Origin of the sequence: Vibrio marinisediminis (assembly GCF_014050145.1) — a bacterium.
GTDB classification, from domain to species: domain Bacteria; phylum Pseudomonadota; class Gammaproteobacteria; order Enterobacterales; family Vibrionaceae; genus Vibrio; species Vibrio marinisediminis.
Window position 1 is genome coordinate 1 of sequence record NZ_JACFYF010000009.1, and the last position, 13,386, is coordinate 13,386.

The window sequence follows — 13,386 nt, forward strand, 5'->3', positions numbered from 1 at the left end:
ATTTTCGCTTGGTAATATTAGGACATTTTCGCTTTGTTATAACAAGCTCAGTGCGCATTATGTATATTATGTTAAATGCTGCGCTTTCAAATACAAGTTCCTATTGTATAGTCACTCTTCTCTATCATCAGCGCGTGCTCTCACTTAACATAACCGATTTACCATAAAATACTTAATAATCATATTTACTATCTGACGATATTAATTTGATTATTAAGAAACACTATGTAGTTTTGTTTAAAACATTACTTACGTTAGATCTATTTTGCAGTTAACTCTATGGTGTAGGTTTGCTTTGTTTTTTTATTTTCTAACGTCATTGAATGTATGTTTTGTGCGGCTAATTTCCATAGTTGATTACTCTCACTGGTTGCCTCACTACCTTGAAGAATCCAATTCATTTCCGATGTGCGAATCTCTAACATTTTTCCATTAATTGTTGCTGTGAACTGGCTCCCATTAACGTCAAAGTTACATTCTGTTTGACCTACGCAATTAACTCTAACCACCTCATTGTAAGTCATCGTTCTCCAAAAAAACGCCACGATCAGCAGTGTTAACATGATGATTATTTGAACAAAACGTCCTTTCGTTAGCTTTTGTGCTGCCATAATACTGTGTTCTCCGTGCAACAAACTTCAAAGTTTTTAAATAAAAAACCAAATCCAGACCAAGAGTAAGGTTACCTCCCTGTCATTGAAATGTTAAATGACGTATTATTTGACACTGAAAATGCCACTTTTATTAAAAATCGCCAAGATTATTTAACCGTAATAATAGGTCAAGTATTTCAAAGGAGTTTTGGGTGGCATTACGACATGAGTCGTGTTGGAAGTAAAGTGTAGTAATTAGAATTGGAAGCATGCATATATGAGCCAAGAAAAGCAGCTTGAACAAAACTACAACTATACAGTCGTCCGTCAATTTACTTTGGTGACAATCCTCTGGGGTATTGTCGGGATGGCAGTTGGTGTTTTGATCGCCGCTCAATTAGTATGGCCACAGTTAAACTTTGATACACCGTGGCTGACGTATAGTCGATTACGTCCCCTGCATACTAATGCGGTTATTTTTGCGTTTGGTACCAGTGCTCTGTTCGCAACATCCTATTATGTTGTGCAGCGTACTTGTCAGACGCGTTTATTTGGTGGCCCTTTAGTGGCATTTACATTCTGGGGCTGGCAAGCGATTATTTTAGCCGCAGCCATTACTTTACCTTTGGGTTTAACCTCCGGTAAAGAATACGCAGAATTAGAATGGCCAATCGATATCGCAATCGCTGTGGTATGGGTTTCTTACGCTGTCGTGTTCTTCGGGACATTGATTAAACGTAATACCTCCCATATTTATGTGGCGAACTGGTTCTTCGGTGCGTTTATTATCACCGTTGCCGTTCTTCATATCGTAAACAGTATGGCGATTCCTGTAAGTGCTGGTAAGTCTTATTCGATTTATTCCGGTGCCGTCGATGCCATGGTTCAGTGGTGGTACGGGCACAATGCGGTAGGTTTCCTTTTAACAGCCGGTTTCCTTGGTATGATGTACTACTTTGTACCTAAGCAAGCCGAGCGCCCTGTTTATTCTTACCGTCTATCTATCGTCCACTTCTGGGCGCTAGTTTCTCTATATATTTGGGCTGGTCCTCACCACCTACATTACACCGCTCTACCTGACTGGACACAGTCATTGGGTATGGTGATGTCGCTGGTACTGTTTGCACCATCTTGGGGTGGTATGATCAACGGTATCATGACCTTATCAGGTGCGTGGCACAAACTACGTTATGACCCTATTTTGCGTTTCTTAATCGTATCCCTATCTTTCTACGGCATGTCGACCTTTGAAGGTCCAATGATGTCGATTAAGACGGTTAACGCGCTTTCGCACTACACAGATTGGACTATCGGTCACGTTCACTCTGGTGCATTAGGTTGGGTTGCAATGGTTTCAATCGGTTCTGTGTACCACCTAGTCCCTCGCCTATTCGGTCAAGAGCGTATGTACTCTGTTGGTATGATCAATGCGCACTTCTGGCTAGCAACTATTGGTACTGTTCTGTACATCGTTGCTATGTGGATTTCAGGTGTAATGCAGGGTCTGATGTGGCGTGCAGTTAACTCTGACGGTACGTTAACTTACAGTTTTGTTGAATCAGTTCAGGCGTCTTATCCGTTCTACACCGTACGATTCATTGGTGGATTTATTTTCCTAAGCGGTATGTTCCTAATGGCGTACAACACATACAAGACAATCAATGCACCGAAACATAGCCTAAAAGCTATTGAACAACCGGCATAAGGAGATTTAAGAATGAGTTCAAATTCTAACAATCGCCATGAGATTGTCGAACGTAACGTCGGTTTACTTGCGATTTGTATTGTGTTTGCTATCAGTTTGGGAGCATTAGTAGAGATTACTCCGCTTATCTTCCAGAAGCAGACAACAGAGCCAGTAGAAAACTTACGTCCGTACACGGCGTTAGAAATGGAAGGTCGCGATGTTTACATCCGCGAAGGTTGTAATACATGTCATAGCCAAATGATCCGCCCATTCCGTTCTGAAACTGAGCGTTATGGTCACTACTCCGTAGCTGGTGAGAGTGTTTGGGAGCATCCATTCTTGTGGGGTTCTAAGCGTACAGGTCCTGATCTAGCACGTGTTGGTGGTCGTTATTCAGATGAATGGCACCGCGTACACTTAATTGATCCTCGTGAGCTAGTACCAGAATCAAACATGCCTGGGTTCCCATGGCTGGCTGAAAACGTTCTTGATGGCAAAGATACACAGAAGAAACTCGAACTGTTCCGTAATCAGTTTGGTGTTCCTTACACTGATGACCAAATTGCAAATGCGGCTAAAGATGTAGAAGGTAAGACAGAGATGGATGCCATCATTGCCTACCTACAATCACTTGGTCATGCAATGAAGTAAGGAGCAGATTATGGATATCGGTACTATTCACAGTATTTGGACCATAGTACTTTTTGTGAGCTTTATAGGTGTAGTTTGGTGGGCATACGGCAAGAGCCGTAAAGCTCGCTTTGATGAAGCTGCTAACCTTGTTTTCGCTGATGAAGAGCAAACGCCCACGAAAGATCAAGGAGTGACCAAATAATGACGACGTTTTGGAGTCTTTGGATAATCATTATCACGGTCGGCACTTTGCTTGGCTGTGCAGCTATTCTCTACTGGTGCCTAAGTGACAAAATGGGTGTAGAGGACGGCGCTGACATGGGGCACGAATACGATGGTATTCGTGAACTCAACAACCCACTACCAAAATGGTGGACTTACCTTTTTGTTAGTACATTCGTTTTTGCCGCAATTTACCTAGCGCTTTACCCAGGTTTAGGTAACTTCAAAGGTTTGTTAGGTTGGCAAAGTTCGAACCAAACGGTTCAAACTCTTGCAGAATCTAAACAAGCGATTGAAGGTGCGCAGCAAAATAAACAATTGGACCAATACGCAAAAGAGCTAGATGATGCTGACACCTACTTTGGTGAAGCATTCCGTCGTTTAGCCTACGTTGATGGTACGGATGAGCTAAAAGCGATTCCTGACATCGCCCAAGATCCTGAAGCGGTAAAAGTAGGCCAGCGTCTATTTATACAAAACTGTTCTCAGTGTCATGGTTCCGACGCACGTGGTCAAACCGGCTTCCCTAACCTAGCCGATAACGCTTGGTTATACGGCGGTGAACCACAAGCTATCGTGACCACTATAATGCAAGGTCGTATCGGTCAAATGCCAGGTTGGCAAGCTGCTCTTGGCGAGCAAGGCGTGAAAGAAGTGGTTACCTATACACTTAGCCTTTCAGGTCGTTCGGTGAACGCGAAAGAAGCTGAAGCCGGTAAAGCACGATTTGTTGTTTGTGCCGCTTGTCATGGAACGGACGGTAAAGGTAACCCTGCCGTTGGTGCGCCAGATTTAACTGATCAAACTTGGTTATTTGGTGGCAGCCGTGCAGCCGTTACTGAAACAGTAACAAATGGTCGTTCTGGTGTGATGCCTGCGTGGAAAGATATTCTGGGCGAAGACAAAGTTCAGCTTGTATCTGCGTATGTATGGAGCCTAAGTAACTCCGATAAATAGTAACATTTCTAAAACAGCCCCTTTCTAAGGGGCTGTCATTTCGTTAAATTATTCCTACTTTCATTTTCATTTGAGAACTTTTTTATGGTAAAGCCTTGGTATAAGCAGTTTTGGCCGTGGTTTCTAATCGCTCTTCCATTAACGGTTGTAGTGGCGGCATTCATAACCTTGTCTATTTCTATCGAGAACTCCCCATCCTTAGTCACCGAGGATTACTACAAAAAAGGTAAAGGGATTAATATTGATATATCAAAAGTCAACGCAGCTAATGAGCTAAAGTTAAAAGCTAGTGTTATCTCAGATGGCGCAGATATCATTATTCAGTTTGATAAAGGGAACATGCCACATTTCCCTGCTCTTTCAGCCATGTTTGCTCATCGAACACTAGCCGACCAAGATTTTAGCCAATTGATCACGTCAGATGCATTAGGTAACTATCGAATTAAACTAGAGAACTCTATTGAAGGTCCATGGTTTATTGAACTCACCCCACACGACAAATCTTGGCTTATCCAAGGTCGCGTTAATTTCCCTTCTGAGTCAGCTACTGTATTAATGGACTAAAAGTATTATGTGCAAAGCGTGTTATCACTGTGGTGAAGATGTACCAGTCAACACGGACTTTAAAGTAGAAATTCTTGGTGAATTACGAGAGATGTGCTGCCCCGGTTGTGAAACCGTGGCGCAGACCATTATCGACAGTGGTCTTGTTTCTTATTACCAGTATCGCACCGCTCCGGCAGAAAAAGCAGATCTTGTACCAGAACAGCTACAAGCACTCATCCACTATGACAACGAAGAAGTGCAAAATGAATTTGTGCGCAATAGTGATGAACTCTCTGAAGTTACATTGTCACTAGACGGTATTTCTTGTGCTGCTTGTGCCTGGCTAATTGAAAAGCAGCTATCCCACACCTCAGGGGTTGTGCAAATTCGCGTAAACACCACAACCAATCGCGCCTTACTCTCTTGGAACAATACCAAAACCAAACTTAGCGACCTTCTTGCGGCTATCCATCGCCTTGGCTATAAAGCCGCCCCATTTGAAGCAGACCAACAAGAAGCCGCTTATCATCAAGCCATGAAGCAATACTTATATCGGTTAGGTATTGCTGGCTTGGCAACCATGCAAGTAATGATGCTGGCGGTAGCTCTTTACCTAGAGGTATTTGGCGATCTTGATGTCGAATTTAGAAATTACTTTCGTTGGGTAAGTTTAATCTTCGCAACTCCAGTTATGCTCTACTCTGCTCTGCCTTTTTATATCAACGCTTGGCGCAGTATACGTAGTCGCACTCTTGGTATGGATGTTCCAGTTTCTATTGCAATGATATTCGCTTACGTAGCCAGTGTTATTGCAACGGTTACCGAGCAAGGTGAAGTATTTTTTGAATCGATTTCAATGTTCGCATTCTTTCTCTTGGTCGGGCGATTTTTGGAAATGCGCGCAAGGCGCAAAGCCGCTGCAGCAAGTGGCAACCTCCTCAAGCTTATCCCTTCAATGGCAACAACTATTGATGGTGAACAGATACCAGTAAAAACCCTAAAAATTGGTGATCAAGTTCGAGTACTGCCAGGGGAACATATTCCAGCAGATGGCATCATTATAGATGGGCGAATTCATATTGATGAATCAATGCTGACCGGCGAATCAGTGCCTGTTGTGAAACAAATCGGCGACTCGATTTTCGCTGGTACCTTAAATGGTGAGGAGTCGTTTGTACTAGAAGTTCGCTCGTCAAAAGCGGACTCAATGATCTCTAACATTGTTCGTTTACAGGACGAAGCACAGCTATCTAAGCCTAAAATCGCGGAAATTGCCGATGTTGTCGCGCGCTACTTTGTTGCAGTGATTTTAATTATTGCCGCAGGTACTTGGTTTTATTGGCAACAGAACCAGCCAGAAGATGCGTTTTGGATCATGCTCGCTGTTTTGGTGGCGACCTGCCCTTGTGCATTGTCTCTCGCAACACCGACGGCATTAACCTGCGCCACATCTCGAATGGGTAATTTTGGTATTTTGTTGCGTAAGAGCCATGTATTCGAAACCTTATGCAAAGTAAACCATCTAATCGTCGACAAAACAGGTACGCTGACCCATGGTGACATTGAAATTAGTGATGTTGCTTTACATGGTTCGCTTGATAAACAGCAAGCTCTTGAGATTGCCGCCGCGCTGGAATCTCATGCTAACCATCCATTAGCACGTGCATTTCGTCCTTTTCTCAACCCACAACTGGTTGTAGACAGTATCGAGAATGTAATTGGCTCAGGGATCTCTGGTCTCTATAGCGGTCAGACGGTTAAAATTGGCAGTGCAAACTTTGTACTTTCTGACAAGCGAGCCCAAAGTACCAATGCCATCTATCTATCATTAAACGGCGAGCATGTTGCCACATTTACTTATCAAGACCCTATTCGTAAAGAGTCCAAGCAATTTATTGAGCAATTTCGTGCAGCGGGCATCCGAGTTACGCTACTCACCGGAGATTCTGAACAAAATGCTCAGCTCGTCGCTAAGCAAATCGGAATTGACGACGTTATCTTCGATGCAAAACCGCAAGATAAATTAGACTACCTCAAATCAGGCGGTAAAAATGACATCACGATGATGATTGGTGATGGAATCAACGATGCACCGACTCTAGCAGGGGCACACTTGTCGATCGCGATGGGGGGTGGTACTGACGTTGCTAAGGCATCGGCAGACATGGTGTTACTGGGTGATAATCTAGACCGTATTCTAAAAGCACGTGAGCTAGCTCTTAAAACTCGTCGAATAATTGCAGAAAACCTCGCATGGTCACTAGGGTATAATTTATTAATCCTACCGTTAGCCGTCGCTGGTTTAGTGGCTCCCTACTTTGCGGTAGTGGGAATGTCAGCAAGTTCGATCATTGTCGTTTCGAACTCACTTAGATTGCTCAAAGAACAAGGTCAATAACCATGGAAAGCCTGTATATTCTTATCCCAATCGCGATATTGTTGGTCTGCGTTGCCGTCGCAATTTTTCTATGGGCAGTGAAAAGCGAACAATTTGAAGACCTCGAGCGTCAAGGGCACAACATCTTGTTTGACGAAGATGAACAGGACAAAGACCATAAATGAGTGCAGATTTTATCGCCGCCTTTTTCATTGGGCTGGTTGGGGCTGGTCATTGCGTTGGGATGTGCGGTGGAATCGCCTCTTTATTATCGATGGGACAAACTCGCCCTTCAGCACTTATCCCTCTATATTATAATCTTGGTCGCATTTTTAGTTATGCACTGATCGGCGGCTTGATCGGCGGTGCCGTTTCAAGCGTTGCAGACGTCGCAAATTTGAACCAAAGTTTTGCCTGGTTACGCCTAGTTGCTGCGCTCTTTATGGTTCTTCTGGCGTGCTATATTGGCAAATGGTGGCAAGGTTTATTAGTGATTGAAAAACTCGGTCAGAAGCTTTGGAAATACATTTCGCCAATGGGTAGAAACCTCCTTCCTTTAACCAATCCCTTACAAGCTGTTCCCTTTGGTTTTATATGGGGCTGGTTACCTTGCGGGCTTGTCTATTCAACTCTGACTTGGGCTGTCGTCTCAGGAAGCAGTGTTAATGGTGCTATGATCATGGCGAGTTTTGGCTTGGGCACATTGCCAGCAATGGTTGCCGTTGGCTACGGATCTCAGCATTTACACAAGTTGCAACAATCACCCGTTTTTCGAAATATTGGCGCCCTCGCAATATTGGCTTATGGTATTTATACCGCCTACGGTTCTATTAATTTACTAATGATAAGTTGATAGATTACTGTTTTTAAGCACCTTTTTTCACTACCTTTTATAGTTTAGCGGTGGTAAAATATTGATGTATATCAAATAGTGAAAGGTTGTTATGATTTCTGAAAAGCCTGCAAAACGCATTCAGTCGGGTGGTTGTGCTATACATTGTCAAGATTGTAGTATTAGCCAGCTTTGCATTCCATTTACATTAAATGAATCAGAGCTTGATCAACTTGACCAAATCATTGAGCGTAAAAAGCCAATTCAAAAAGGCCAAGAGCTATTTAAGGCTGGTGATGAGTTGAAGTCGCTATATGCGATTCGATCAGGTACGATCAAGAGCTATACCATTACCGAACAAGGTGATGAGCAGATTACAGCGTTCCACTTAGCGGGCGATTTGGTGGGCTTTGATGCTATTACAGATGATAGCCACCCTAGCTTCGCTCAAGCGCTTGAAACTTCAATGGTTTGTGAGATTCCTTACGAAATCTTAGACGATCTATCAGGTAAAATGCCTAAGCTTCGTCAACAAATCATGCGTCTAATGAGTAATGAGATTAAAGGCGATCAAGAGATGATCTTGTTGCTTTCAAAGAAAAATGCAGAAGAACGCCTAGCCGCATTTCTATACAACCTTTCAACGCGTTTTTCTCAGCGTGGTTTTAGCCCTCGTGAGTTCCGTCTAACCATGACTCGTGGTGATATTGGTAACTACTTAGGCTTAACCGTTGAAACGATTAGTCGATTACTTGGTCGTTTCCAAAAATCGGAAATTCTAAGTGTAAAAGGCAAATACATCACCATCATTGATCATGATGCATTGATGCAACTCGCTGGTGTTTCAACAGAATCTCAATAACTTCAATGATGTAGCTCTTTAATGAGCTACATCATACTTTCCCCCTCTCTATCGCATTTTTTGCTAATAAAACTCATCGAACTAAGCTAAAGTGAACATGTCGGCCCGGTTGACTTAGGTATAAGTCTCCTCTTCACTAAGGAGTTAACTATGAGTATTTATAATAACATCCTAGTCGTTGCCAATATTAATAGCGATGATCAGCCAGCGCTTGCACGCGCTATGCAATTAGCTTCTAAAAGCCGCTCACGCAGCCATGTAACGTTTTTTCTATCAATCTATGACTTCTCCTATGATATGACATCAATGCTCTCTGTCGACGAGAGAAATGCGATGCGTAAAGGTGTCATTCATCAACGTGAACAGTGGATGCGAACTGTAGCTGAGCCCTACATTAACGATTCAATAGAATTCGATGTTGTCGTGGTGTGGCATAACCGCCCTTACGAAGCTGTTATTGCTGAGGTGTATGCAGGTAATCACGATATTGTAATCAAAGGCACACGAAAACATGATGTATTAGAGTCTGTCATTTTTACCCCAACGGATTGGCATTTACTCCGTAAGTGTCCAGCACCTGTTTTGTTGGTTAAAAATTCAGATTGGCCTGAAAACGCAAGTATTTTGGCCTCTGTACATGTGGGTTCTGAAAATGAAACCCATCAAAGCCTTAACGATTCCATGGTTGAGCAACTCAACAGTCTTTCTGAGAGACTGGGGGCAAAACCTTACTTGGTCAATGCTTATCCTGTCACGCCTGCTAATATCACGATTGAGTTACCGGAGTTCGATCCGACAACTTATACCGATGCAGTAAGAGGTCATCACCTAACAGCGATGAAAGCTCTGCGTCAAAAGCATGGTTATGATGATGAACAAACCATCGTTGAGCAAGGCTTGCCGGAAGATATCATTCCAGAATCGGCTCAAAAACTGAATGCGGCAATGGTTATTATTGGCACTACAGGACGCACTGGTTTATCTGCTGTCTTCATTGGTAATACGGCAGAACACGTTATCGATAAAATAAACTGTGATGTGTTGGCTCTCAAGCCAGAGGGTTATATTAGTCCTCTCGATCCTTCTACCGCAATCTAACGCATACCATCCCCTCGATATTAGAGGGGATTTTTTTATCACTAAGATAAAAGCACTAGCATCTGATAGATTTATCCGTATTATACGCCCTTCATACTTTCCTTACGGCGATTCGTGCCATTAAAGTATGAATGTGTTTAAGATTACGATAAGACTGCGGACTAATGACTGAGCAAACTCAAGAGCTAACTAAAGCTCAACAATATAATTTCAACAAACTTCAAAAGCGTATTCGCCGCAACACTGGCCAAGCGATCCAAGATTTCAACATGATTGAAGATGGCGACCGCATTATGGTTTGTTTATCGGGCGGTAAAGACAGCTTTACTATGTTGGAAATACTAACGAGCTTGCAAAAGAGCGCTCCTATTTCTTTTTCGCTTATTGCGGTAAACCTTGACCAAAAACAGCCAGGTTTCCCTGCACACATTCTGCCTGAGTACCTTGAATCATTGGGTGTTGAGTACAAGATTGTAGAAGAAGATACCTACTCGATCGTACAAGATAAAATTCCAGAAGGGAAAACCACTTGTTCGCTATGCTCTCGTTTACGCCGTGGTATTTTGTACCGTACAGCGAAAGAGATTGGCGCAACCAAAATTGCACTTGGTCACCACCGTGATGATATTTTAGAAACCTTGTTCCTGAATATGTTCCATGGCGGTAAAATCAAAGGAATGCCACCTAAACTGGTTTCCGATAACGGTGAGCACGTCGTAATCCGTCCACTGGCGTACTGCCGTGAGAAAGACATTATCAAGTTTGCTGATATGCGTGAATACCCTATCATCCCTTGTAATTTATGCGGTTCTCAGCCAAACCTTCAACGTCAAGCTATCAAGCAAATGTTGAATGATTGGGATAAGCGATTCCCTGGTCGTATCGAAAGCATGTTCCGCGCAATGCAAAACGTAGTACCAAGCCATCTTGCCGACTACGAATTGTTTGATTTCAAATCAATCAACCGTGACTCTGGCGTTATTAACGGCGGTGACATTGGCTTTGATAAAGAAGAAATCCCAGTGCAAAACTTCGTTGATGAAGATATTGTGCAAGAGTTTGATCCAAGCTTGAAGCTTGATGTAACAAACCTATAAGCCAAATTGGAATGATTAAAAAGGGTCGCGATTGCGACCCTTTTGCTATTTGTGGATTGGCACTATTTAGCGCTAGGCAGATATGGCAACACTCGGAGTGTTTCTTGAGGCAACGTCATAAAACCGTTTTCACCAATTTCACTCAAACTCACCTGAACTTTACCATCAACGATCTGTTTTTCACTTCCATTGGAAAACGTCACTTTTGAATTAAGGTTGTTCGCAAATTCTAACGTGACCCCTTCAACAGCAGGTGTAAACCAACTCGCAAACATCCCACCCAATTCTTCAAGAATCGACTGCATTTGCGGCAGCAAAACTTCTACTTGTTGGTAACTGACTTCGCCTACAAATGGTTGTTTGGTCATTACAACCATCGAAAAATCACAACGTTGATCCATTGGTGTATCAACAAACACTAATGGATTCGCTGACTTCAAATTATCATCAAGCGGTACCATGACTTCTTGTGAGTCAGAGATAACAATTTCTTCGTAGTGTTCTTCTTTCTCCATCCATGCTTTTTCAATCTTACACAGCTTTTTTGTATCAGCATTAAGGAAAAAAAGACCTACTTTCACATCCTCATGCCCTTCTTTGGCATTTTGCTTCATATGAGAATAAAGCTTTGAGTAAGTGAACATGTATTCTTGAGCTTGGATTGGCATCGAAACAGCGCTAAAAAGCGCTGCAGATAAGAGTGTGAGCGATACTTTCTTCATTATTTTGATTGTTCGGTATAATTTGTCCAGAACTTGTCATTATGTCTTATCATCGTCTGCAAGTCCTTGACGTAAGCCTCACCGCGTTCAGAATACTTTAGTAATCCGTTGGTTAACGCAACTGCTGCTTGAGTATCAATTAAGCTTTCACCGGCGACTTTACGATCGTAGCGGATCTCACGTAAGTCAAAATAGGCCTTATTACGGTTAACATTCATATAGTAGCGATGAATCGATTCTTGAACAGAAGAGAACTTAGCCACTTCGTGCGCAGCCCCTTCGTTACGTTGTAATGGGACCATTCCGCAGCCTTCGCTATAACACCATTGACCAAAATAGTTATTCGCCTGCTTAGCAAAGCGAGAGGTACCCCAAGCCGACTCGTTCGCCGCTTGCGTCATCACAAGCGCTTCAGGCAATACGTTGACTCGATGAAGCATTTTATCAAGCCATGCTTCGGTTACGCCCTGGGTGGTCAGTTCAACATCGTACAACTTACCTAAGCGTTTGGCATAGGCATTATCTTCACCTGTTAACTTATTCGCTTTAAAGTTTCTACTTATGCGCTCTAAACGAGCTCGTTCTTTTTGAACTCGCTGGTTTTCCAACTCTACACCGGGGCGTAGATAATCAAAGAAGGCTTGCTTCTTTGTAGTCACATTTTCAATGTTGGCAAAATCAGGGGCAGCCCCGACAGCTTGACCAATAAAGGTGATCGAATCGGTCGCGACTTGTTGCTCATTTTGAGCTTGAAATTCAAAACGGTACCAACCAAAAACAGCCACTGCGATAGTGGCTGTTACGGCGAAAACATTCAATTTACGCATTAAACACCTGCGGGTTGTGGTCATCGTCATCTTTCGATTTTTCTGACGCGACAATTTTTAACTTAATACCGAACATATTTCGGTAAATAATACCTTTCACATGAAAGAAGAATGGCAATACAAAGATCAAACCAATACCGTAGAACATCGCACCAGCGATAAACATCAGCATCACCATGATGTATATGCCTGAAAGCACGAAAATCTTCTTATTAACTGCACGTAGCGACAATAGCAACGACTGCATTGGTGGCACTTTTTTCTCACAAATCAGCAAAATTGAATTGCTAAATGCCAGTGATAGATACATCGACAAAAACGGCAGTAACATACCAGCAATGCCTTGTAGCATTAGACTAAACAAAGTCGCTAAAATAACGGGGATTGTATATTGCAAACCCTTACCAATATGACGAGGTTTCGTCGTTAGCCCGGCAGAGTGGCTCATTGCCATTAAACAGATGCCCGCATAGATTGGCGCACTGATCACTTCATAACTAAAATTTGCGATGTATATCGCTTGTACAATTGTTTGGTTGAACGCTTCAGGGTTGGTCAAACCGTCAAAAATAACTGATGGGTCACCAAGCTGTAGTTTGAGCGCAATGTAAAACACACCAAGTTGGACAAACATCAAGATGATGATCGCCGGTGAAAAGGACAAGAAATTCTTGACCGTTTGCGCCCAAGCCTCCCTAAATACGTCCCCTGCTTTTAACTCGTAATTACCGGAGATTGCACGTTCGATACTTCCACCTAAGTTAAAGTCTTTTTCAATATCTTTGTTCATTTTTCAATCCGGTTTAAATTCACGTTTGTTTGCCATCTCACTATCTTTAAAAATACCGCGAATAAGCCTATGGAGGCAAACATAACGGTGTAAGTAAAATTTGCGATGTTGGTCATTATACTTAAAGCCATTCTACACACACA

General features: G+C 42.7%; 15 protein-coding genes. 11 read left to right on the forward strand and 4 right to left on the reverse strand.

Going from position 1 to position 13,386, the window contains the following annotated elements; translation table 11 throughout:
• Positions 1–260: 260 nt before the first annotated feature.
• Positions 261–611, reverse strand: coding sequence for a hypothetical protein (locus H2O73_RS13985; protein WP_182109622.1), 351 nt, complete (start codon positions 609–611; stop codon positions 261–263).
• A gap of 259 nt (positions 612–870) precedes the next feature.
• On the opposite strand from H2O73_RS13985, the gene ccoN reads away from it, so the two are divergent.
• The 11 genes from ccoN (at position 871) to ttcA (ending at position 10,904) form a co-directional block, all read left to right on the forward strand.
• Positions 871–2,298: a cytochrome-c oxidase, cbb3-type subunit I gene (gene ccoN / locus H2O73_RS13990; RefSeq protein ID WP_182109485.1), complete on the forward strand. Its 1,428-nt coding sequence runs from the start codon at positions 871–873 to the stop codon at positions 2,296–2,298.
• Between the two features lie 12 nt (positions 2,299–2,310).
• On the forward strand, positions 2,311–2,931 hold the full coding sequence (gene ccoO, locus H2O73_RS13995; protein WP_182109486.1) for a cytochrome-c oxidase, cbb3-type subunit II: 621 nt from the start codon (positions 2,311–2,313) through the stop codon (positions 2,929–2,931).
• 10 nt (positions 2,932–2,941) lie between these two features.
• Entirely contained in the window at positions 2,942–3,115 is a 174-nt protein-coding gene (locus H2O73_RS14000) for a cbb3-type cytochrome oxidase subunit 3 (RefSeq protein ID WP_182109487.1), read from the forward strand.
• On the forward strand, positions 3,115–4,092 hold the full coding sequence (gene ccoP / locus H2O73_RS14005; RefSeq protein ID WP_182109488.1) for a cytochrome-c oxidase, cbb3-type subunit III: 978 nt from the start codon (positions 3,115–3,117) through the stop codon (positions 4,090–4,092). The genes H2O73_RS14000 and ccoP overlap by 1 nt, the downstream gene beginning before the upstream one ends.
• 84 nt (positions 4,093–4,176) lie before the next feature.
• Positions 4,177–4,656 (forward strand): FixH family protein, encoded by a 480-nt coding sequence (locus tag H2O73_RS14010; protein WP_182109489.1) that lies wholly within the window; start codon positions 4,177–4,179, stop codon positions 4,654–4,656.
• A gap of 7 nt (positions 4,657–4,663) precedes the next feature.
• Entirely contained in the window at positions 4,664–7,036 is a 2,373-nt protein-coding gene (locus H2O73_RS14015; RefSeq protein ID WP_182109490.1) for a heavy metal translocating P-type ATPase, read from the forward strand.
• Between the two features lie 2 nt (positions 7,037–7,038).
• Positions 7,039–7,200, forward strand: a complete 162-nt coding sequence (gene ccoS / locus H2O73_RS14020; protein ID WP_182109491.1) for a cbb3-type cytochrome oxidase assembly protein CcoS — start codon at positions 7,039–7,041, stop codon at positions 7,198–7,200.
• The gene (locus H2O73_RS14025) at positions 7,197–7,868 is read left to right on the forward strand and encodes a sulfite exporter TauE/SafE family protein (RefSeq protein WP_182109492.1); all 672 of its coding nucleotides are present in this window, start codon (positions 7,197–7,199) and stop codon (positions 7,866–7,868) included. The genes ccoS and H2O73_RS14025 overlap by 4 nt, the downstream gene beginning before the upstream one ends.
• 91 nt (positions 7,869–7,959) lie before the next feature.
• Positions 7,960–8,709 carry a fumarate/nitrate reduction transcriptional regulator Fnr gene (gene fnr / locus H2O73_RS14030; RefSeq protein WP_075709575.1) on the forward strand — a complete coding sequence of 250 codons (750 nt, stop codon included), beginning with the start codon at positions 7,960–7,962 and terminating at the stop codon, positions 8,707–8,709.
• A 150-nt stretch (positions 8,710–8,859) separates the two neighbouring features.
• On the forward strand, positions 8,860–9,807 hold the full coding sequence (uspE, locus tag H2O73_RS14035) for a universal stress protein UspE (protein WP_182109493.1): 948 nt from the start codon (positions 8,860–8,862) through the stop codon (positions 9,805–9,807).
• 164 nt (positions 9,808–9,971) lie between these two features.
• Positions 9,972–10,904, forward strand: a complete 933-nt coding sequence (gene ttcA / locus H2O73_RS14040) for a tRNA 2-thiocytidine(32) synthetase TtcA (protein ID WP_182109494.1) — start codon at positions 9,972–9,974, stop codon at positions 10,902–10,904.
• 62 nt (positions 10,905–10,966) lie between these two features.
• On the opposite strand, the gene H2O73_RS14045 is transcribed toward ttcA, so the two are convergent.
• From H2O73_RS14045 to H2O73_RS14055, 3 genes are read right to left on the reverse strand one after another with little or no spacing between them, the layout of a single operon-like run.
• On the reverse strand, positions 10,967–11,626 hold the full coding sequence (locus tag H2O73_RS14045; protein ID WP_182109495.1) for a DUF2987 domain-containing protein: 660 nt from the start codon (positions 11,624–11,626) through the stop codon (positions 10,967–10,969).
• Complete coding sequence (locus tag H2O73_RS14050; protein ID WP_182109496.1) at positions 11,626–12,453, reverse strand: glucosaminidase domain-containing protein; 828 nt, start codon at positions 12,451–12,453, stop codon at positions 11,626–11,628. The genes H2O73_RS14045 and H2O73_RS14050 overlap by 1 nt, the downstream gene beginning before the upstream one ends.
• Positions 12,446–13,243, reverse strand: coding sequence for a DUF2189 domain-containing protein (locus H2O73_RS14055; RefSeq protein WP_182109497.1), 798 nt, complete (start codon positions 13,241–13,243; stop codon positions 12,446–12,448). Before H2O73_RS14055 ends, H2O73_RS14050 begins: the two co-directional genes overlap by 8 nt.
• Between the last annotated feature and the right edge of the window lie 143 nt (positions 13,244–13,386).